Below are 22270 nucleotides of genomic sequence, written 5' to 3'. Positions count from 1 at the left end.
TATTTATAATTTTAATTTATATATTAAATAAAAAAGAGCTATCTAAAAATTATCGATAGCTCTTTTTACGTATTCAAACTCGTGGTATGCACCTCTTTTGTCCTCCTAAAATTTTAAAAGACTTTTTTATTACTCAACTTCATAATCTGGTGAATAATCATAATCAATTTCCATTTCATATCCAAAGTGATCTAACATAACTACATTTTCCATATAACTTACCTCCTTATTTTTAATTTTTGCAACTTATTAAGTTAATTCTATCATATCCAATATTTGGTTTGCAATATATTTTTTGAATTTTTCCAAAATTTCAAATCATATTTTTTATTTTTTTAAAATAAATTTATTTTTTATTTCATTTTACTCTGTTTTATAGTCTGGTGAATAGTCATAATTTAACTCTTCTTCATATCCAAAATACACCATTTCACTGAATTGTAACATTTTTTCATCCCTCTCCTTATTTGCAATTTATTTTTTTTATATTTCATTATACTTTAATATATGCAGAAGATAGTTAGAATTCTACCTTTTTTTGAAAATTTTTTTTATTCTTTTTTAATTCAAATAAAAAAGGAGTATGCAATATCATACTCCTTTAATTTCTTTTTTCTATTTAATAAGTAATCTAATTATTTGAAATCTATTTTATCAATATTTTCCTTCATTATACATATAGATTTATCAAACTTTGATTTTTCTTCTTTGTCTAATGCTAATTCTATAACTCTTTCAACTCCATTTTTATTTACTACACTAGGTACAGCTATGTATACATCATTATGACCATACTCTCCTCTTAAATACGATGATACCGTCAAAATACTATTTTCATTTTCTAAGATAGCTTTTGTTATAGCTGTTAAAGCCATTCCAATTCCATAGTACGTTGATTTCTTTCTTTTTATTATCTCATAAGCAACATTTCTAACTTCATCTTCAATTTTATCAAGGTCATCAAAACTTAGATTGCTATGTTTAGATGCTATTTGATATATAGGCTGAACTCCTTGTAATGCATAACTCCACGCAACAAATTGAGAGTCTCCATGCTCTCCCATTACATAAGCATGTATATTTTTAGAGTTAACATCTAACTTTTCACTTAACATATATCTAAGTCTAGATGAATCTAGAGTAGTTCCTGACCCAATAACTTTCCCTTTTTCATAACCTGATAATTTACATGCAACATATGTCATTATATCAACCGGATTTGTTGCAATCAATAATATGCCATTAAATCCAGATTCTTTTATATTACCTATTATATTTTTCATTATCTTAGTGTTTTTGTTTAATAAATCTAATCTAGTTTCTCCTTCATTTTGAATGGCACCCGCTGTAATGCATATTATATATGCATCAGAACAATCTTTATAATCACCTGCATATATTTTCATTATTCTATCTCCAAAGTTAAGTCCATGGTTTAAATCCATAGCTTCACCTTGAGCTCTATCCTTATCTATATCAATTAAAACTAATTCTTCACAAGTCCCTTGATTTACCATTGAATAAGCGTAACTCATGCCCACCATTCCAGTTCCAATAATCACAACTTTATTTTTCATTTTTTCCTCCTATGCTAATCATATTATTCATATACATTAATATGATTTCATTAAACCAAAAATATAAACCATAAATTTTATTTAAATTTAATTTTCATAATTTAAAATTGCATTTTTTAATTTTTTAAATATTAGCTGAACTAATTACATATTCTTTAAACTTTGTAGCTACTTTACTAATTTTAGATTTTTTTGAAATCCCCATATATATAGTTCTCTCTTTTATTTCTTCCTTTATCTTTATAATTGATAAGGTATTACCATTAATCATAGGTGTATTTGGTACTATAGAAATCCCAGCTCCCATAGATACTAAGCCCTCTACTGCGCTTCCAATATTTGCCCCATCTGGCTGAATTGAAATTTTAGGTGCATATCCCAATATTTCAGTATATGACATAAGTTTTTCTTTACTATTCTCACAAAATGCTATAAAAGATTCATTTTTTAATTCTTTTAAAGATATTTCGTTTCTACTTGCAAATTTATGTTTTTTGGGTACTATTAAAACATAATCTTGTTTTTTGACAGGTATAGATTCAATCTCAGATTTATTTTCATCTATATCTTTACTATCATAAAATCCTATATCAATATTTCCCATACTTAAATCATTTATAACTTCTTGGGCTGACTGCTGGTTAAATTGAAACTTTACATTTGGATATTCATTTAAAAAATCACTTATTATAAGATGCATAAAATATCCACCTATCCTTGGTGTAGATGATATAAATATAGTTTCATTTTTTTCAGTAAGCATGTTACCTATAGTTTTAATTCCATTTTCTATCTCAATCAAAGCTTTATTAGAATATGTTAAAAATACCTCTCCATATTCTGTAAGCTTTATATTTCTACCCTTTTTCTCAAAAAGTGAAACTTTCAACTCTTCTTCTAATTTGGAAATAGCCTTGCTTAGTGCCGGTTGAGTTACTGAAAGTTCTTTCGAAGCCTTTGTGAAATTTTCTGTTTCAGCTATAACCTTAAAATACTCTAATTGTTGTAAATTCATAATACGCTCCTTTTTATAACCAAAAGTTATAGTTATATGAAAAATTTTAATTAGACATAATTATTTTTATGATGGTATAATCAGTATAAATCAAATTCAAACATACTTGATAGTCATATAGAATTATAAATTTTATTTATTGATTAGTCAAAACTTTTATTTTTTAGGAGGTATTAATTATGATGAAAGTAGATAAGGATTTATGTATAGGCTGTAGCCTTTGCGTAAAAGATTGTATTGTTAATGATATAGAGCTTGTTGATGGCAAAGCTCAAATTAAAAATGTTAGTTGCTTTAAATGTGGACATTGCATAGCAATCTGTCCTAAAAATGCAGTATCAACAGATGATTATAATATGGACGAAGTTTTAGATTATGATAAAGATAGTTTTACTATAAATGAAGATAATTTACTTAATTTCATAAAATTCAGAAGAAGTGTTAGACATTTCAAGAAAAAAGACGTTGAAATTGAAAAAATAAATAAAATTATAGAAGCAGGACGATTCACTCAAACTTCTACTAACTCTCAAAATGTTTCTTATGTAGTTGTAAAAGATAATATAGAGAAATTAAAAGAAATGGCCTTTGATAGCTTATACAATTTAGGAACAAATTTATTAGAAAATTTAAATGATGAAACAAAACCTTTTGAAAGATATGCAAAGATGTGGATTAATATGTACAATGCTTATAAAGCTAATCCTACTGGAAGAGATGGTTTATTCTTTAATGCTCCAGCAGTAATTCTAGTAGTTTCTGATTCACCTGTTAATGCATCTCTAGTATCTTCCAATATGGAACTTATGACTAATGCCTTAGGCCTTGGAACATTCTTTAGTGGATTTTTTATAAAAGCAGCTCAAGAAAACAAAGAAATCATGAGATTCTTAGGTCTTTCTGAAAATCAGCATATAGTTAATTGTATGATAATTGGATACCCTAGTGTAAAGTACCAAAGAACTGTACCTAGAAAAGACGCTATTATATCTTGGAAATAGATAACAAAAAGGAGTATTAAAATAACAAGTCTCATAGGATTAGACTATAATTTTTATTTAGATTACAAAATTAATAAAACTTATAATCTAATCCTTAGCTACTTATTTTTTAATACTCCATTTAATAAATAAATTTAAGTATAATTTTTATAATTCTATGTATTCCATGTCTTCCTCATTTTCTGCCTCTAACCATTCTCTTGCTAAATCATCTTCGTCTTCTATAATTCTACTTACCGGCAACTTCATATATTTGCCTTTTGCAGTTACAGCTACTTCACCATTCGGTAATATTATTTCTCCAGTTCCTTCAAATAACTTTCTAGTATCTCTAGTTATTCTTCCAACTACTTTTATAGTACAATCTGTTGGGACAGGCTTTTTATACTTTAAATCTAGAGAAACAGTAACTCCCCAAACTTCTCCATCTAACATAGTTATAGCTCTACCTATAGTTTCATCTAATATTGCAGCAGACATACCACCATGCATTCTTCCGGGATAACTTTGGTGCCACTCTTTAGTATCACATATTGCTAATAATTCATTATTATCTAGTTCATAAAAATTAGCTTTAAGACTTAAATCATTATCAACTCCACAAACTACGCAATTACTACTTATATTTTGTTTTTTTATAATTTTATGCTTCATAGTCTTACCTCCAATTTTATAAGTTACTAATTCATTTAGTATTATAGCATAACAAAAACTTCAATGTAAGAAGGAATAAAAAAAATACTAAGATGATAAAATCATCTTAGTATTTTTTTATTTTGTTACTAACTGTAATTTAACAGGTACGAAATCTTTTACCTTTTCACCTTGTAAATATTTATTAGCCTCTTTTACTGCTGTTTCACCTATAATTATTGGTTGTTGAGCTACTGTCGCTGCCATATCACCTTTTTTAACTGCATCTACAGCATCATCTGTTGCATCAAACCCTACAACTAAAACATCTTTCATATTTGCATCTGCAAGTGCTTTTGATGCTCCTAAAGCCATTTCATCATTTTGTGCAAATACTGCATCTATTTTCCCTTGAGATTGAATGATGTTTTCCATAACAGTAAGTCCCTTTGTTCTATCAAAATCTGCCGATTGTTTTGATACAATTTTTAAGTTACTTCCTTTTATTCCATCTTCAAATCCTTTACCTCTATCTCTTGTTGCTGATGATCCAGCTATACCTTCAAGTTCAACAATGTTTCCTTTATTACCTAATTTATCAATTAAAAACTTAGCAGCCATATCTCCACCAGCTATGTTATCTGATGCAATATGAGATGCCACTTTACCACCATTTGCAATTCTATCTACAGTCATAACTGGTAAATCTGCATTATTGGCAATCATAACTGATGCTACTGCTGAATCTGAATCAACAGGATTTAGTAATACTAAATCTACATTTTTAACAGTTATATCTTCCATGTTAGATACTTCTTTTGCCGGATCATTTTGAGAATCTAATACTACGACTTCATATCCAAGTTTTTTTGCTTCTTTTTCAACACCTTTTTTTAAATCTACAAAGAAAGGATTATTTAGTGTTGATACTATAAGTCCTATTTTTTTAGTTTCGTCTTCTTTTTGGCTACATCCTACCAACATAAAACTTGATAAAACTATAGTCATCATTATTGAAAGAAATTTTTTCATTCCTATCTTCCTTTCTTAGTTACTTTTTCTATCTAATAGTACAGCTATTAATATAACTATACCTTTAACCATCATTTGATAATAAGATGATACATCTAATATGTTAAGAGCATTACTTAAAACACCTATTATAAGTGCACCTATTATCGTTCCACTTATTTTACCCTTTCCTCCAGTAAGCTTTGTTCCTCCAAGTACAACTGCTGCTATTGCATCTAGTTCATACCCTGTACCTGCTGTAGGTTGAGCTGAGTATAATCTTGAAGTTATTATAATACCTGCTATTGCTGATAATATACCACTTATAGTGTATACCCATATTTTTATTTTATCTGTGTTAAGTCCTGATAACTTAGTTGCTTCTTCATTTCCACCTAATGCATATGTATATCTACCCATTTTAGTGTGGTTTAATATATAATAACATGCTACAAATACTAATATAGTTATGATAACTGGTGATGGTATTCCAAATACTGTTCCTCCACCTATTTTCCCAAATGCCATTGCTAAACCATTGCTTCCTAGAGTTATAGGTTTTCCATCTGTAAATACTAATGTTACACCTCTAAGTATTGTCATTGTTGCAAGTGTTGCTATAAATGGTTGTAATTTTCCTTTAGATATTACAAATCCATTTAAAAATCCTACTGCTGCTCCACATACTATAGCTGCTATAACAGCAACTACTATACTTTGTCCTGATGCTAAAAGAGATGCTGCAAAAGCCCCACTTAAAGCAAGAACAGATCCTACAGAAAGATCAATTCCTCCTGTTAAAATTACAAACGTCATACCTGCTGCAATTATAGCATTTACAGATGTTTGTCTAAGTATATTCAATATGTTTCTACTACTTAAAAATGATGGACTTAGTATTGAAACTACAACTATTAATAATAATAATCCAACTAATGATTTGTACTTTATTAATATACTTTTTAAATCCATTTGTTTATTTTCTTGACTCACTTTAGCTTGCATAATTAAGCCTCCTTCACTGTAACTGCATATTTTAATATACTTTCTTGAGTTGCATCTTTAATATCTAGTTCTCCAGTTAATCTACCTTGACTTAAAACTAATATTCTATCGCTTAGCCCAAGTATTTCTGGCATTTCAGAAGATATCATTATTACTGCTTTTCCTTGACTTTTAAATTTATTTATAAGATCATATATTTCTTTTTTTGCACCAACGTCAACTCCACGAGTTGGTTCATCAAGTATAAGTACATTAGGGTCTGTCATTAGAGCCTTAGCTATTGCAACCTTTTGTTGATTTCCCCCACTTAAGTTTTTAATTATTTGTTCTTCAGTTGGAGTTTTTATATTCATTTTTTTTATATAGTCTTTTACTTGTTCATTTTCTTTAGTTTTATTTAATCTAAACATGCTAGATAAACTATTTAATGATGATATTGTCATATTTTCTCTAACAGATAGTGAAAGAATTAAACCATCTCCTTTTCTATCCTCAGATACATATGCTATTTTATTTTTTAATCCATCTTTTGCCGACTTATTAGTTACCTCTTTACCATTTACAATAACTTGTCCACTTTCTTTTCTTATGTGTCCATATATAGTTTTTGCAAGTTCTGTTCTTCCCGCTCCCATAAGACCTGCAATCCCTATAATTTCTCCACTTCTAACATTAAAAGATACATTGTCTACATATCTATTTGAAAGATTTTTCACATCTAATACAATATTTCCTTTTTCAATTTCATGTCTTGGAAATTGATCTGTAAGTTTTCTTCCAACCATCATTTCTATCATTTTGTCTTCGTCTAAATTGCAGATTTCTTCACTACCTACATATTTACCGTCTCTTAGAACTGTTATGTAATCACATATTTCAAATATTTCTTTCAATCTATGAGATATATATACTATTGCTTTTCCTTCGTTTCTTAAATCTTCTATTACTTTAAACAGGCTTTCTGTTTCTTTATCCGTAAGAGCATCTGTTGGTTCATCCATTATAATTATTTTTGCATCTAAAGATAAAGCTTTAGCTATTTCTACCATTTGTTGTTGTCCTAAACTTAAATTACCAACTAATTCTTTTGAACTAGTTTTTATATTTAGTTTATTTAAATATTTATCTGATTCTGCATACAGCTTTTTAAAGTCTATTTTAAATCCTTTTTTAGGTTCTCTTCCTAAAAATATATTTTCACCTATAGTTAAATCTTGTATTAAATTTAACTCTTGATGTATTATTGCTATACCTTTTTCTTGTGCATCTTTTGGTCCTTTTATATCCTCTAAGTTTCCATTGTAGAATATTTGTCCACCATCTTTTTTGTAAACACCACTTAAGACCTTCATAAGTGTTGATTTACCTGCACCATTTTCCCCCATTAAAGCCATTACTTTACCTGGATAAAGTTCTAAGTTAACTCCATCTAGTGCTTTAACTCCAGGGAACTCTTTAACTATATTTTTCATCTGCAAAATTGGATTGTTCATATAGGTGCTCCTTTCGATTTACAAAATTTTTCTAAAATACAACGCCTGATTTTAATATTATATTTGAGTATGGAGTACATTCTCCAGTTCTTATTACAGCATGAGAATCCTTTGTCATAACTTTAAACTCTTCATGTTTTACCATTGTAACTTTTACATTTTCAAATCTATTTAATATTTCTTTATACATTTGTTCTGCTGCTTCTTTTATTTCTTCAGCTATTATTATTTCTTCTACACATAATTCTTCAAGTACTGTATCTAATGTATCTAAAAAACTTGGAACTCCATATTTCAGAGCTAAGTCTATTCTTTTTACATCTTTTGGTATAGGAAGACCACAATCTCCTATAGTTAAACTATCTGTATGTCCCATTTGAGATATAACAGATGAAATCTCACTATTTAATAATTTGCCTTTTTTCATGTCCTTACCCCCTAAATTTTTCAACTTCTTCTAAAGTTGGCAATGAACTTTGTGCACCTTCTTTAGTAACACATAAAGCTCCCACTCTTGATGCAAAATCTATAGCAGCCTCTATATTTTCTCCTTTTGAGAAAGCTACAGATAAAGCTCCAGTATAACTATCTCCTGCTGCTGTAGTATCTACTGCATCTACTTTATATGATTTTTTAAACATAGATGTTTCTTTATTTATGTATAAACTTCCTTTAGATCCTAATGTTACAATTAATTCTTTAACACCTTTTTCAATCATAGTTTGAGCAGCTTTTAATATATCATCTTCACAATTTATGCTTACTCCACTTAATATCTCTAACTCTGTTTCATTAGGTGTAAGTAAATCTACATTCTTGATTATTGAATCTTCTAATTTAACAGCAGGTGCTGGATTTAAAATTGTATATTTACCTAAATTTTTAGCTGATTTTAGTGCATATTTTATAGTTTCAAGTGGTGTTTCAAGTTGAACTACTACTATATCACTATTTTTTATAGCATCAATATTTTTATCTATATCATTTTCTTTTACTTTAAAGTTTGCTCCTGGTGCTACTACTATTGAATTTTCTGCGTTTTTATCAACAGTTATCATCGCAACTCCAGTAGGACCATCTTCTTTATGTACGTAAGTTGTATTTACATTATCATTTTTTAACGCATCTATTAAAGTTTGTCCAAAGCTATCTGTCCCAACTTTACCAATCATAGTTACATCTCCACCAAGTCTTGCCATTGCTACAGCTTGATTTGCACCTTTTCCACCTGGTACTTCCTTAAAGTCGCTTCCTATTAATGTTTGTCCTTTTTTAGGCATGTTATCAACATTCACTACTAAGTCCATGTTTAAACTACCTATTACACATATTTTTTTCATAATCGTCCTCCTCTAAAGTTTTTGAGATGTAGAACTTCTTATTATAAGTTCTGGCTTAAAAATCATTTTTTCTATATCATTAACTTCTTTTTTTTCTAAATTTTTTATTAATATATTAGCTGATTCATATCCCATATCATATGAATTCTGATTTATAGTTGTAAGTTGCGGTTCAATTATACTTGAAGTTTGAATATCATCAAATCCAACCACACTTATGTCTTTTGGTATATGTATATTTCTTTCTTTTAAAGCTTTTATAGCTCCTATTGCTATTAAATCATTAGCTGCACATATAGCTGTAAAGTTTATATCTTTTAAACTTTGGATTATTTCATATCCCCAATCTAAAGAATATTCACCTTGTAATACTAATTTTTCATCATATTCAATATTTGCTTCTTTTAAAGCTTTTTTATAACCTTTTAATCTATCTCTCGCAATTTCATTTTTTAAAGGCCCACTTAAATAAAGTATTTTCTTATGATTATTTCCTACTAGGTGATTTATTTCTAAATAAGTTCCTTCTTCATTATCTAAACTTACGATACCTTTTAAGTTTTTAATATCTAATTTTTTATCTACTAAAACGATTGGTTTAGTTGATAAGTTATATTCTTTTGAATTTAAATCTATTTTAGAAGATGGAGCAAATATAATTCCATCTACCATTTTATCTGCTAATGTATTGAATGCTTTTATTTCTTTTTCTACATTTTCATCTGTATTGCAAAGGATAATATTATATCCTTCTTTAACAGCCTTATCTTCTGCTCCCCTAACTATATCTGTAAAAAATGGGTTTCTTATATCTGGAATAATAATTCCTATAGTTTTAGTTTTCTTTGTTACTAAACTTTGAGCCATTTTGTTAGGTCTATAGTTATTTTCTTTTACTATATCTAAAATTTTTTTTCGTGTAGTATCGCTTATTTTTTCATCTTTATTGTTTAATACTTTTGACACTGTAGTTTTTGATACCCCTGCTAACTCTGCTATATCCTTAATTGTTACCACATAAATCCCCTCCCAAAATTTTAGTATAGTGTACTATTTTTAGGGTTACCGGTTATCCTTTTTTATTAATATATCACACTATATCCAATTAATGCAACATATTTTTATTTGTATATCATTTTGAAAATGTTTTCATAAATTAAATAAGCAAAAAAAACGTCTATTACTGTAGCATTTTCACCACTTATAATAGACACTTAATCATTTTTTATTTTTTATTTTTCTTTATGATACACTGTTTAATCATTAATATTATAGAATTTATACTCTGTAACCTGATTGTATATACTTCCTTTATTAAGAATTGAATTTTCTAAAAAACACATATTATGTCCTATTGGAGGAGCCTGTGTTTCAAAACAGATTCCATATCTTCTTTGTTTTGTTTTATTATTATATAAAGTTAATTCATCAGTAAAGTTCATGCTATATATAACTACATAGTCTTGATTTGTAGTTATATCCATAGCTCGTTTAGATACTTATAAGTGTGATTTGTCATATTAACTAAAGTAGTTTTATCTGTATATGCTTTATATATTTGTTTTATATGAAAATTTTCACTTAGTTTAAAACTGACTTTAACATCTAAATTTCCAGGATAGTTTTCCTCCATATCTTTGCTAAAAGCTTTTAACTTTAAAGTTATACTATTCCCCGCTTCTATACTTTCTACTTCATAAATTTTTTTATTAAATCCGTTCTTTCCTCCATGACCTTGGTTTTCGCCATAATTTTTAAATAATTTATGTTCTTTATTTTCAATTTTAATTATTCCTTCATTTATTCTTCCTGAAGTTCTTCCTATTATAGCTCCCATATAAGAAGGATTTACCTTATAACTATCGATACTGTTATATCCAACTACAATATTTTCTAAATTATTATCTTTGTCTGGAGTTATTATCTTAGTTATTATCCCACCTAAATTTAGTATTTCAAATTCAAATCCATTTTCATATAAAATGTTATGAGCTATTATATCTTCATTACCTATTTTACCTACGATTTTTTTACTATATTTCATTTTTTACTCCCACATATTTTTTTAAACTCTCTATATATCTACCTCTAGCTTCTTCTCCAGTTTTATTATGTTTAAATACACCACAATCTTCTAATACACGTTTAAATACTATTCCTACTTCATATTTTAAAATTTTATCTATAGTACTTTCTTCAAATATTGAGTATTTAGATTTTAAATACTTAATCCAATTTATATGGATAGGCACTTTTTCAATTATAAATTTTTCATCCTTTTCATTTAATAGGTAGTCTTTTATTATTTTTAGTTCATCTTTTAATCTAGATGGTAATACAGCTAATCCTAAAACTTCTATAAGACCTATGTTTTCTTTCTTTATGTTATGTAATTCTTTATGCGGATGAAATATACCGTCTGGATGAAGCTCACTTGTTTTATTATTTCTTAAAACTAAATCTATTTCGTATGAATCATCTTTTTTTCTAATAATAGGCGTTATTGTATTGTGACAAGTTATTCCCGTATGAGAATATATATCAACATATTCATCAGAATAAGTTTTCCAATGATTTAGTATGTAGTTTGCCAGTTCACTTATTTTATATTTATCATCAGAACAAAGTCTAAGTACAGATAGCGGCCACTTTACAATCGATACTTTAACATCCTCATATCCATCTATACAAAACTCACTAATAACTTTAGCATTTTCCATAGCAAAGTTGTATCGCCCTCCTTGATAATGATCATGACTTAATATAGAGCCTCCTACAATAGGCAAGTCTGCATTAGATCCTATAAAATAATGAGGAAATTGGTCTACAAAATCTAAGTTTTTATCAAAGGTACTCTTATTTATTTGCATAGCTTCATGTTTATCTGAAAAAATTATACAGTGTTCATTATAATATGAATAAGGAGAATACTGTAAGTGATATTTTTTATTACATAAATTTATAGGTACGGTCCTTAAATTTTGTCTTGCAGGATGATTTAATCTACCTTTATAACCTACATTTTCTTTACATAACAGACACATTGGATAAGATGATTCCTTCAAAAACTTAGCTTTAGCTATTGCTTTAGGATCTTTTTCGGGCTTAGACAAATTTATAGTTATATCTATATCTCCATACTCAGTGTTTGTTTTCCAAGTTATATTTTCTTTAATCCTATTAGTTCTAACATAATCACACGCTTTGCTTAAATTGTATAAATAATTTGTAGCACTTACCCTATCTTCCTTATACCTAATATTAAATTCTCGTATAACTTCAGATGGTCTTGGTATAAGTAAACTCATTGTTTTTGTATCTAATAAATCTCTATATACTGATGTATTAGATTCTAATATACCCATGTCATAAGCATAATTTAATAAATTATTAATTATATCTTCTAGATTAGAAGTATAACTTACATCATTTTCTAAAATATATTCATCTAATTCAAATAATTCAATAAGAGAATTTCTTATATAGCAAATATCTTCATATTCAAAAAGATTGTGTTTTAATCCATATTTTATAAGCCTTTCAAATTCCATATATATACTCATAATTCCCCCCTATAACAGTTCTTTAGTTCCATTTCCTATTTCAGCTTCATAAAAATCAGCTTCATATCCTATTATTTTTTTGTAACGTCTTGAAACTTCGCTTATAAAACAATCCTTCAATTCTTTTTTTACAATAGATACAGTGCATTCTCCAAAACCTGCCCCTGTCATTCTTGAGCCTATAGTTGCTTTATGTTCTAATGCAAGGTCAACCAAAGTGTCTAATTCCTTTCCCGTTACTTCATAATCATTTTTAAGTGAATCATGTGATTCTACCATAAGCTTTCCAAATGTATGTATATCATCGTTTTTTAGTGCTTCTACAGCCTTTAATGTCCTTTGATTTTCATAAACTGCGTGCTTTGCTCTCTTTTTGTTTATAGGGTTACTTATTAGGTGTTTATTCTCTTCAAATTCTTCTTCGCTAAGATCTCCTAAATGATTTATATTGAGCTTTGTTTTTAATTCTTTTAAAGCTTTTTCACATTCATTTCTTCTTTCATTATATTTTGAATCCGCAAGCCCTCTTCTTTTATTTGTATTTCCTATTACTATTACATTATCATTTAATTCTAACTTTGAATATTTATAATCTAAACTATTACAATCTAGTAAAATTGCACTATCTGATTTTCCCATACCTATAGCAAACTGATCCATGATTCCACAGTTTACTCCTATAAACTTATTTTCAGCTTCCTGACAAAATTTAACTAAGTCAATTCTATCTATTCCTAAATCTAGTACATCATTAACCATAACCCCCATCAATGCTGACGATGATAATCCTGCTCCATTTGGAATATTTCCGTATACTACCATATCAAATCCACACTCTATTTCATACCCATGTTTTTTTAATGTATATAAAACCCCTTTAGGGTAATTTGCCCAGTCATCTTTGTCTTCATTTTTTAATTCATCTATATTAAAACTTATTATACCTAATTTATCGAAGTTCTTAGAATACATATTTATAACTTTATCATTCCTTATAGATATTGCTCCATAAGTTCCAAAGCTCAATGCACAAGGAAAAACATTACCTCCATTATAATCGGTATGTTCTCCTATTAAGTTTACTCTTCCTGGGGAAAAAAACACTCTTATGTTTTCTCTTTCTCCAAAAATGTCTTCAAATAAAGCTGTTACTTTTTCCTTCATTTTAAATCCCCCTATTTAAATGTAGTATCTATTAACTTTGTAGTTAATGGTAAAAAAATATAGTTAACTCACTAAGCTCTTATTATATATATTCTATAGACTTAGTGATTAACTATATTTTATATTAAACTTATATTATAACTTCTCTTCCTAAATTAATCTCACTAATCTCTTTATTATTAAATATAGTTAGTCTAAAATCTAAATTAAACTCTTCAAATTTACATCTATATTTATCTAACTGCCATTGTCCACATGAGTTAGTTCCCACAGCATTTTGTTTATAATCTATATTAAATACTATATAATCTCTTTTTTGTAAATCTACAGTATGTTTAGCATACTCTAAATCTGTATCTTCATAATAAGAAGCACTGAAATCAAACTTATCTTTTGCTATAGCCATTAAGCTCATACCTCTATCATTTTCTAAGCTAACCCAAGAACAGTCACTTCTATTTCCATTTTCTTGTGGCTTTACATAATTTGTGAATAACCCTTCAACTGTATTTTCATAGACCCCAAATAAATTAGCTTCTTTAGTATCTGAATATGACTCCCCAGGTCCTCTCCCTTTATACTTAACATTCTCTAAGTCCTTATTTAGTTTCATCTGAAGCCCTATTCTAGGTAACATATCTGGAGCCATTTCAATTTTTCCAGCTGGTACCCCACTTACATTAATTAAAATATCTCCACTTCCAAATACCTTGTATTCATAATTTGACTTATAGTGCCAAGCAGAATTTGTAGTACCATTAATAGTTTCAACTTTAAATGTAAGTACATTATTATCTAAACTATACTCAATATTTCTAACAACTTCATGCATTAAGTGCATGAAATATTTTTTCTTGTAGTCTTCTACAATATACATATCATTGTCTATCGGAGCTCTCCAGAAATTTAATTTAGGTCCATCTTCCAGTATTTTATATCCATCTTTGGTTATATTTAGTATATTCCCTTTTACTAAGTCAAAATCTACTTGAAAACTTTCTCCTTTAACTATCAATTTGCAATGTTCTTTAATAGCTTCAAGATTACCTTTTGGATCAATTTTAACTTTCTTAGTTTTTATTGGTAGTTCAAATTGTGCTGTAGCTAACTCATATCCTGACTTTGCCCAAGTACAATCTTTATTCAATACATACGATATATTTAAATAGTAATTGGCTCCATCAACTTTTTTGAAATCTAAATTATAAGGAAGTTTTATTTCACAATCATTTCTTCCTTCTATAGATGGCATATATACTCTTCCACTTTGGATTACTTTATCATCTTCCTTTATGTTGTAAATAAGATCTAATGAATTTAAATTCTTAAAATCATATCTATTTATAACTTTTATTAATCCTTTTTCTAAGTTAACAGGAAGTGTCTGTGCCGGCTCTATAACTTTCTTATATTCTAAAAGTCCTGGTGAAACTGTTCTATCTGGCATTATAAGTCCATCTATACAGAAGTTAATATTACTTGGATCATCTCCAAAATCTCCACCATATCTATAGTAAACCTCTCCGTTTTCATTTACTGTATGTATTCCATGGTCAAACCACTCCCATATAAATCCACCTTGTAACTTATCATATTTGTAAAACAAATCTTGATAATCTTTTAAATTTCCTGGCCCATTTCCCATAGCATGACAATATTCACATAATATATGAGGTTTCTTTATATCGTTTATTATAGTGTCCATTGTGAAGTTACTATCTCTTTCTAACCAAGTGTACATTGTACTATACACTTCTGATACAGGTCCATCTTCTTCTTGTACATTAAAATCTCCTTCATAATGTAAAATTCTTGTTGGGTCTAAATCCTTACATTTTTTAGCCATAGCTTTAAAGTTACACCCAAATGAAGATTCATTTCCTAAAGACCACATTAATATAGATGGATGATTTTTATCTCTATTCATCATTCGTTCTAGTCTACTTACATGAGCTAACTCCCAATTTGGATCATCACTTATCCATGCATAGTCTCCTGTTAGCTCAAAACCATGACATTCTAAATCCGTTTCATCTATTACATATAAGCCATACTCATCACATAAGTCATATAAATAATGTGAATTAGGATAATGAGCTGTTCTAACTGCATTTATATTATGTTGCTTCATTAAAACTATATCTTTCTCTATTTCTTCTTTAGCAACGACTCTTCCATTTTTAGGATTATAATCATGCCTATTTACACCTTTAAACTTTATAGCAACTCCATTTACTGTAAATGTCTCGCCTTTTATTTCAATTTTTCTAAATCCAACCTTCTGATGTATAACTTGAACAATATCTTCGTCTTTATACACACTAATTAACAATGTATATAGGTTAGGTTCTTCTGCACTCCATTTTAAAGGGCTTTTTACATTTTTTGAAAACTTAAAGTTTGAATAAATTTCTACTAATTCTTCAAAAATAATTTTCTTATTTATATCTAATAACTCAAATTTAATCTTTTGGTTTTCATATTTTCTAAATTTCAAATCAATATTTAAAGTTCCATCATTATAATCTTCATCTAAATCTGTAACTACAGTTATATCCTCTACCCCTAACAAAGGTTCAGTGTATAGTTCTACATCCCTAAAAATTCCACTTAGCCACCACATATCTTGATCCTCTAAGTAAGTTCCATCACTCCATTGGTATACTCTTACACAACATTCATTATTTCCACATCTTATATACTCTGTTATATCAAATTCTGATTGAATTCTAGCCCCTTTACTATATCCTACCTCTTGTCCATTTATCCATACATTATATGCAGAGTCAACTCCATTAAACTTTAATATTACTTTTTCACTTATCCAAGACTCATCTATAAAGAAATTTCTCTTGTATATCCCAGTTGGATTTTCTGTAGGAACATATGGAGGATTTATAGGGAAGTTATACCATAAATCAGAATAATGCATTTTACCATATCCTTGTAGTTGCCAATTTCCAGGAACTATTATATCATTCCAGTTATCTGTATTAAATTCTTCTTTATAAAATCCTTCTGGCGAATACTCAGGAGCATCTAAAAATAAAAATTTCCAACTTCCGTTTAAGCATTTGTAGTTATGTGTATACTTTTTTTCTCCTATTAGCGCTAATTTTTCAGATGAAAAGCTTAAAAAATGTGCTCTTGAATTTAGCCTATTTATACCATCTATATTTATATTTTCCCAAAGCTTCATATAACTTCTACCTCTCTTAGTTCACTCATTTATTTATCCCCTTATTTTTTCAGAAATCATTTTCCCATTTAATTTTATAATATACACTTTTGAATTGTGTCTCAATGTTCTAATGTTGCTATAATTTGTATTATTGTTGCATTTTAAATTGACACTTACATAATTTTAATTTAAATTCATATTAGGAAAATATTTTTAAGAAAGGATCTTTATGAATAAAATAGGAATTTTTTCAACAGATTTAAAACCAAGCTCAGAGTTATATATATTTGAATGCGGATTTGAGTATTGCGAACCTAGAGACCCTTATCAGTACGAACATATAGATTACTATTTAATACATTATATAATTGAAGGTGAAGGTTTATTTTTTATAAAAGATCAAGTCCATCATTTAAAGGCTGGGGATGGTTTTTTTATACCACCTAACACAGATAACAATTACTATCCTACTAATGAAAATCCTTGGGTTTATCGTTGGATTGGTGTAAATGGTTCTAAAGCAAAGGAGCTTTTTAGTTTATGTGGTTTTTCAGATGAAAATTATATTTTTAAATATAGTAAAGATAATAGTGTCGATAAATTATTTGAAAGTGTGTATTTAAATTGTAATTCAAATAGTTTGTTTAATGCACTAGGCTACTTATACCAAATACTATCATTACTTATGAGTGAACATTCAAATTTGTCTTTACAAAAAAAATCCATATCTCAATCTTATATATCTAAATCACTGGAGTTTATTGATAATAATTTTAATAAAAATATTTCTGTTTCAGATATATCTGATTTTTTAAATATTGATAGAAGTCATTTTTATAAAATATTTAAATTGCATATGATGACTACCCCTCAACAATATCTAATTGAGTATAAATTAAAAAAGGCATGCGATTTACTAAGAAAAAGTAGCTACTCCGTGTATGAAATTAGCAACTTAGTTGGTTTTTCTTCTCAGTCACATTTTTCAAAGACTTTTAAAAGAAACCTTAATTTAACACCTCTTGAATATAGATATTTATTTGTAAAATAAAAAGTAGTATATCAAAGATTTGATATACTACTTTCAAAACACTTTATCTAATAATTATATAATTTACCTTTAGCATTTATTTTTGATATTATTTTATAACATACTAAACCACCTAATATAATTCCTATTCCTCCTAAAATTCCCATTGGCATAGGACCTATAAATGGATTCGATATGTTGCCTTTCATAAACAACACTCCAGTTCCTGCAAATCCATTTATCATAGAATGTGATATAACTGCTGGTATACAGCTTTTAGTTTTCAATGTTACATAAGAAAGAATTGAACCTGCGAATATGCAAAATATTGTCATTGCAAATATTCCACCCCAAGGTGCAATAGGATATCCAAGCCCATAGTTATGTCCCATAGCAATCATAGGAGCATGCCATATTCCCCATATTATTCCACTTATGATAGTTGCTTTTAGTGGTGTGAATTTTTCTAATAAGTTTGGAAGTAAATATCCCCTCCACCCAAGCTCTTCTCCTAAACATGGTATAAAGTTTATTATAGGTGCTACAAAAACAGATGTAGCAATTTGAGTCAATAGCATTGCTTTTAATTGATTGTCACTTGGTATTGACTGCCCTGCTGAAGATAATTGTTCTTTTGTTGCATTTATCATTGTACTCATACTTCCATCAAAGTTTCCAGGGAATACTAAGTAATATACTACAATTCCCAAAATTATAAGTAAAAATGGTAAAAGCCATGCAATTAAGTAATATTTTATATTTCCCTTTAAATTTGGTTTAATCCACACATCTTTAATACTACCTTTTGTTATTATCGTTGTTAATATAACTCCTATAGCTGGCATAAACATGCATCCCATTATAATTACAATAGCATATGGATTTTTATATCCATCTTGTATCATAAGTCCAAACGCTATAACCCAAGTTAATATAAATGTTATAGCTAAAAAACTCTTTACTTTTTTCATAGATTCAACCTCCTTTATAAGTTCTACTTGTTATATATATACTATAACAGATAGAGAATTATTCCGCAATATAAAGTAAAAAGATAGATCTTATTTAGACCTATCTTTTTATTTGCTATATAATAAAATCCTCATCCTCTAGTTCTTCATAAATTCCTTTTTGATATCCATTACCTTTAGTTGAAAAGAAATCATGTGATTTAGTTTCAGTGCTTAATCCATTTAAAACTATAGGATTTATTTTTCCTACCTCATAATACTTATCAAACCCTAAATTTTCTAAAGCTCTATTAGCATTATACTGTAAGAATGTTATAACTTCTTCAACAAGTCCACTTTCGTTATAAATCTTTTTTGTATACTCTATTTCATTGTCCATTAAATTTTTAAATATCTTATACACATTGTTCTTTAACTCTAATTTATCTTCATCGTTAAAACTATCATATATTTCTTGAGCTAAAAGCCCTATATATTTGCCATGTAAAGATTCATCTCTAAGTATTAAAGATATTATTTCTCCACTTGCAACCATCTTACCTTGACCAGCTAAGTATAACGGGTAAAAGAATCCTGAATAGAACAAGAAACTTTCTAAAAACACACTCGTTACCATAGATAAGTATAGACTTCTTTGATCATTAGTATTTTCGTATTGAGCTAATATTAAGTCAGCTTTTTTTTGTAATGTTGGTTCTGTTTCTATCCAATTAAACAAGTCCTCTATTTGAGGAGTAGTTAAAAGTGTCATAAATATAGATGAGTAGCTTTTGGCATGTATTTCTTCCATTGTTCCCATAAAAGATAAAACAGCTTTTCTTTGAAGGTTATCAGTTAAACTCATCATAGACGGAACTCCATTATTTCCTTGTTTTGTATCTAATAATGTAAGTCCTGCTAAAACTTTTTTGTATAATTCTTTTTCACTTTCACTTAAATCTGCCCAAGTTTTTAAATCCTTGGAAACAGATATTTCTTCTGGTAGCCAAAATTGTTTTACGTTTTGATCCCAAAACGCTTGTGTAAAACCATCATCTTCAACATTCCAGTTTACAGCTTTGTGTATTGCTTTTGCATTAAATGTCATATAAAATCCCCCTATACTGAACACATTAAACACTCATTTGTGTCTCTTGTCATCTTTGTTCTTGTGTAATATAAACTTTTCAATCCTTTTTTATATGCATATATATAATATCTAGCTATATCTCTAGTTGTTTTATCATCTGTTACAAATAGTGTAGTAGATATTCCTTGGTCAACATGCTGTTGAACTATAGATACAACATCTATTACATGTTTCATATCCATTCTATATGCTGATTGATAATAGAGCATATTTTCATTAGTTAAAAATGGCATAGGATAAATAGTTGTAGAATCTCCATAGGTTCTAACTTCAACAGGTTCCATAATTGGCATTATACTCGAAGTTGCATTTTGCACATAACTTATACTTTGTGTTGGCGCTATAGCTGTTAAATATGCATTATATATTCCATTTTCCTTTACTTTATCTAAAAGGTTAGCCCAGTCTTTAGTCGTTGGTATATATATACCTTCAAATAATGACTTTACTTTATCTGTTTTAGGTAAATAAGATTCTGTATAGTACTTTGAAAGAACTTTACTTTTAATACCTTTAGCATATTCCGAATTTTCAAATCCATCAAATGTAGTCTTCTTTTCTATAGAAAGTTCCATAGAAGCTTTTATAGCATAATATCGTATCATAGCAAAAAATACATTTGAAAAATCTATAGCTGCTTTAGAAGTATATAGTATATTTTCTCTAACTAAATACCCATGTAAATTCATCGCTCCAAGTCCTATTGCATGTGATGCTTTATTTCCATTTTTTATAGTTGGAACTTCATTTATATTTGTATTATCTGATACAAAAGATAATGCTCTTATAGCTGTATTCACTGTTGATTCAATATCTTTATTATCCATAACATTTGCTATATTTAAAGACCCTAAATTACAACTTATATCTTGCCCCCATACATTATTTCCTCCATATCCTTTTATATCTGAAGGTGTCTGATATTGGAATATTTCGCAACATAAATTTGACATTTTTATCATGCCTACATCTTTTAGTACGTGTTCTTTATTTGCCGTATCTATAAATACTACATATGGATATCCACTTTCTTGTTGCATCTGTGCTATTTTAGTTAGCATTTGTCTTGGATTTATTTCTTTTTTTATTATGTCATTATCTTCAACCAGCTTTTCATACCATTCATCCATGTATATTTCATCTAAGTGTACTCCATATTTTTTGTAAACAGAATGAGGATAAAAAGCATATGCAATTTCATTTTTTTCCGCTAACTCCATAAATTTATCAGGTATAATTGCACCTAAAGATAATGATGCTAATCTTATTTTTTCATCAGCATTTATTTTTTTAGTATCCATTAGCATCTCAAAATCTGGATGAAAAACTGTTAAATAAGCTGCTCCTGCGCCTTGCCTTGCTCCCATTTGATTAAAGTATGTAAAAGATTGTTCTAACATTTTTGCAACTCCAACCACACCTCCAGCAGCTCCATCTATATCTTTTATAGGTTCCTTGCTAGCTCTAAGTCTAGATAAATTTAGTGCAACTCCACCACCTATTTTTGATAAGTGATTAGATGAAGATACTGCATAAGATATTCCTTCTGTACTATCTTCTACTGATATTAAAAAACAAGAAACCATTTCTCCAGCTCTTTGTCTACCTGCATTTAAAAATGTTGGTGTAGCTGGTTGGAATTCTTGTCTTATAAGCTTTATAGCTAAATTTAAAGCTAAGTCTTCATTTCCATCTCCTAATGCTAATGCAACTATTAAAACTTTATCATTGTAGTTTTCTAATATTTCTTTTCCATCATTACTTTTAAGTGCATAATTTTGATAAAATTTATTCGCACTCATATATGATTTAAACGAGAAATTTTCATTTTCTATCGCCTTATAAGTCTCTTTTATAAATTTTATAGAGTATTTATCTATTATGTCTTTTGAATAATAGCTATTTTCTAATAAAAAAGTTAATCGCTCTTCAAATGTATTAAACTTTTTCATTCTTGGATAAATGTGTTCATCTAAATAACTATTTAATGCCTCTATATCTTTTTCTAGTTGATATTTTCCATTTTTATCTTTGATTATTACTTCATTATTGAGTTTAATATACTTCATTTTTTCCCACCTTTGCAAAATAGATAAATATTTTAAATACAATATATAGTAATAAAACTATTTTCATTGTACTACATATTGTATATAC

At 28.1% G+C, this 22270-nt stretch carries 19 protein-coding genes; 2 read left to right on the top strand and 17 right to left on the bottom strand.

What is annotated here, in order from left to right:
• Positions 1–635 precede the first annotated feature (635 nt).
• Both VN21_RS09545 and VN21_RS09540 read right to left on the bottom strand, forming a co-directional pair.
• Positions 636–1577 carry an L-lactate dehydrogenase gene (locus VN21_RS09545; RefSeq protein WP_046823052.1) on the bottom strand — a complete coding sequence of 314 codons (942 nt, stop codon included), beginning with the start codon at positions 1575–1577 and terminating at the stop codon, positions 636–638.
• A gap of 124 nt (positions 1578–1701) precedes the next feature.
• Positions 1702–2592, bottom strand: a complete 891-nt coding sequence (locus tag VN21_RS09540; protein ID WP_046823051.1) for a LysR family transcriptional regulator — start codon at positions 2590–2592, stop codon at positions 1702–1704.
• Between the two features lie 179 nt (positions 2593–2771).
• Here VN21_RS09540 and VN21_RS09535 point away from each other — a divergent pair, with 179 nt between their 5' ends.
• Positions 2772–3593, top strand: a complete 822-nt coding sequence (locus VN21_RS09535) for a nitroreductase family protein (protein WP_046823050.1) — start codon at positions 2772–2774, stop codon at positions 3591–3593.
• 147 nt (positions 3594–3740) lie between these two features.
• On the opposite strand, the gene VN21_RS09530 is transcribed toward VN21_RS09535, so the two are convergent.
• The 12 genes from VN21_RS09530 to ebgA form a co-directional block, all read right to left on the bottom strand.
• Entirely contained in the window at positions 3741–4247 is a 507-nt protein-coding gene (locus tag VN21_RS09530; protein ID WP_021430553.1) for a PaaI family thioesterase, read from the bottom strand.
• Positions 4248–4364: 117 nt separating this feature from the next.
• A complete protein-coding gene (gene rbsB, locus VN21_RS09525) occupies positions 4365–5258 on the bottom strand; it encodes a ribose ABC transporter substrate-binding protein RbsB (protein ID WP_046823049.1) in 894 nt (297 codons plus the stop codon).
• 15 nt (positions 5259–5273) lie between these two features.
• Positions 5274–6242 (bottom strand): ribose ABC transporter permease, encoded by a 969-nt coding sequence (gene rbsC, locus VN21_RS09520; RefSeq protein ID WP_021430551.1) that lies wholly within the window; start codon positions 6240–6242, stop codon positions 5274–5276.
• Positions 6243–6244: 2 nt separating this feature from the next.
• Positions 6245–7735, bottom strand: coding sequence for a ribose ABC transporter ATP-binding protein RbsA (rbsA, locus tag VN21_RS09515; protein ID WP_046823048.1), 1491 nt, complete (start codon positions 7733–7735; stop codon positions 6245–6247).
• A 31-nt stretch (positions 7736–7766) separates the two neighbouring features.
• A complete protein-coding gene (rbsD, locus tag VN21_RS09510) occupies positions 7767–8162 on the bottom strand; it encodes a D-ribose pyranase (protein WP_046823047.1) in 396 nt (131 codons plus the stop codon).
• 4 nt (positions 8163–8166) lie between these two features.
• Positions 8167–9075: a ribokinase gene (gene rbsK, locus VN21_RS09505; protein WP_046823046.1), complete on the bottom strand. Its 909-nt coding sequence runs from the start codon at positions 9073–9075 to the stop codon at positions 8167–8169.
• A 12-nt stretch (positions 9076–9087) separates the two neighbouring features.
• On the bottom strand, positions 9088–10092 hold the full coding sequence (locus tag VN21_RS09500) for a LacI family DNA-binding transcriptional regulator (RefSeq protein WP_046823045.1): 1005 nt from the start codon (positions 10090–10092) through the stop codon (positions 9088–9090).
• Between the two features lie 239 nt (positions 10093–10331).
• The gene (locus VN21_RS09495) at positions 10332–10559 is read right to left on the bottom strand and encodes an aldose epimerase family protein (RefSeq protein WP_046823044.1); all 228 of its coding nucleotides are present in this window, start codon (positions 10557–10559) and stop codon (positions 10332–10334) included.
• Complete coding sequence (locus tag VN21_RS09490) at positions 10550–11119, bottom strand: aldose epimerase family protein (RefSeq protein WP_052952028.1); 570 nt, start codon at positions 11117–11119, stop codon at positions 10550–10552. The genes VN21_RS09495 and VN21_RS09490 overlap by 10 nt, the downstream gene beginning before the upstream one ends.
• The gene (locus VN21_RS09485; protein WP_200898158.1) at positions 11109–12638 is read right to left on the bottom strand and encodes a UDP-glucose--hexose-1-phosphate uridylyltransferase; all 1530 of its coding nucleotides are present in this window, start codon (positions 12636–12638) and stop codon (positions 11109–11111) included. Before VN21_RS09485 ends, VN21_RS09490 begins: the two co-directional genes overlap by 11 nt.
• 9 nt (positions 12639–12647) lie before the next feature.
• Complete coding sequence (locus tag VN21_RS09480; RefSeq protein ID WP_046823042.1) at positions 12648–13802, bottom strand: galactokinase; 1155 nt, start codon at positions 13800–13802, stop codon at positions 12648–12650.
• 130 nt (positions 13803–13932) lie between these two features.
• On the bottom strand, positions 13933–17001 hold the full coding sequence (gene ebgA, locus VN21_RS09475; protein WP_046823041.1) for a beta-galactosidase subunit alpha: 3069 nt from the start codon (positions 16999–17001) through the stop codon (positions 13933–13935).
• Between the two features lie 211 nt (positions 17002–17212).
• Here ebgA and VN21_RS09470 point away from each other — a divergent pair, with 211 nt between their 5' ends.
• Complete coding sequence (locus VN21_RS09470) at positions 17213–18034, top strand: AraC family transcriptional regulator (protein WP_046823040.1); 822 nt, start codon at positions 17213–17215, stop codon at positions 18032–18034.
• Positions 18035–18081: 47 nt separating this feature from the next.
• On the opposite strand, the gene VN21_RS09465 is transcribed toward VN21_RS09470, so the two are convergent.
• The 3 genes from VN21_RS09465 to nrdE form a co-directional block, all read right to left on the bottom strand.
• On the bottom strand, positions 18082–18984 hold the full coding sequence (locus VN21_RS09465) for a CPBP family intramembrane glutamic endopeptidase (protein WP_052952027.1): 903 nt from the start codon (positions 18982–18984) through the stop codon (positions 18082–18084).
• Positions 18985–19099: 115 nt separating this feature from the next.
• A complete protein-coding gene (nrdF, locus tag VN21_RS09460) occupies positions 19100–20071 on the bottom strand; it encodes a class 1b ribonucleoside-diphosphate reductase subunit beta (RefSeq protein ID WP_046823039.1) in 972 nt (323 codons plus the stop codon).
• A gap of 11 nt (positions 20072–20082) precedes the next feature.
• A complete protein-coding gene (gene nrdE, locus VN21_RS09455) occupies positions 20083–22182 on the bottom strand; it encodes a class 1b ribonucleoside-diphosphate reductase subunit alpha (protein ID WP_046823038.1) in 2100 nt (699 codons plus the stop codon).
• Between the last annotated feature and the right edge of the window lie 88 nt (positions 22183–22270).

This window comes from Paraclostridium benzoelyticum, assembly GCF_001006285.1.
Lineage (GTDB): Bacteria > Bacillota > Clostridia > Peptostreptococcales > Peptostreptococcaceae > Paraclostridium > Paraclostridium benzoelyticum.
The sequence above is the reverse complement of the archived record's forward strand: the minus strand, read 5'-3'. Positions and strand labels throughout refer to the sequence as shown.

Bases quoted from the DNA above. Each gene is read 5' to 3' on its own strand.
- rbsD (WP_046823047.1), bottom strand. From the start codon at position 8,162: ATGAAAAAAGGCAAATTATTAAATAGTGAGATTTCATCTGTTATATCT.
- VN21_RS09480 (WP_046823042.1), bottom strand. From the start codon at position 13,802: ATGAAGGAAAAAGTAACAGCTTTATTTGAAGACATTTTTGGAGAAAGA.
- rbsA (WP_046823048.1), bottom strand. From the start codon at position 7,735: ATGAACAATCCAATTTTGCAGATGAAAAATATAGTTAAAGAGTTCCCT.
- rbsB (WP_046823049.1), bottom strand. From the start codon at position 5,258: ATGAAAAAATTTCTTTCAATAATGATGACTATAGTTTTATCAAGTTTT.
- VN21_RS09490 (WP_052952028.1), bottom strand. From the start codon at position 11,119: ATGAAATATAGTAAAAAAATCGTAGGTAAAATAGGTAATGAAGATATA.
- VN21_RS09485 (WP_200898158.1), bottom strand. From the start codon at position 12,638: ATGAGTATATATATGGAATTTGAAAGGCTTATAAAATATGGATTAAAA.
- nrdF (WP_046823039.1), bottom strand. From the start codon at position 20,071: ATGACATTTAATGCAAAAGCAATACACAAAGCTGTAAACTGGAATGTT.
- rbsC (WP_021430551.1), bottom strand. From the start codon at position 6,242: ATGCAAGCTAAAGTGAGTCAAGAAAATAAACAAATGGATTTAAAAAGT.
- VN21_RS09530 (WP_021430553.1), bottom strand. From the start codon at position 4,247: ATGAAGCATAAAATTATAAAAAAACAAAATATAAGTAGTAATTGCGTA.
- VN21_RS09465 (WP_052952027.1), bottom strand. From the start codon at position 18,984: ATGAAAAAAGTAAAGAGTTTTTTAGCTATAACATTTATATTAACTTGG.
- VN21_RS09495 (WP_046823044.1), bottom strand. From the start codon at position 10,559: ATGGATATAACTACAAATCAAGACTATGTAGTTATATATAGCATGAAC.
- VN21_RS09470 (WP_046823040.1), top strand. From the start codon at position 17,213: ATGAATAAAATAGGAATTTTTTCAACAGATTTAAAACCAAGCTCAGAG.
- VN21_RS09545 (WP_046823052.1), bottom strand. From the start codon at position 1,577: ATGAAAAATAAAGTTGTGATTATTGGAACTGGAATGGTGGGCATGAGT.
- rbsK (WP_046823046.1), bottom strand. From the start codon at position 9,075: ATGAAAAAAATATGTGTAATAGGTAGTTTAAACATGGACTTAGTAGTG.
- VN21_RS09535 (WP_046823050.1), top strand. From the start codon at position 2,772: ATGATGAAAGTAGATAAGGATTTATGTATAGGCTGTAGCCTTTGCGTA.
- nrdE (WP_046823038.1), bottom strand. From the start codon at position 22,182: ATGAAGTATATTAAACTCAATAATGAAGTAATAATCAAAGATAAAAAT.
- VN21_RS09540 (WP_046823051.1), bottom strand. From the start codon at position 2,592: ATGAATTTACAACAATTAGAGTATTTTAAGGTTATAGCTGAAACAGAA.
- ebgA (WP_046823041.1), bottom strand. From the start codon at position 17,001: ATGAAGCTTTGGGAAAATATAAATATAGATGGTATAAATAGGCTAAAT.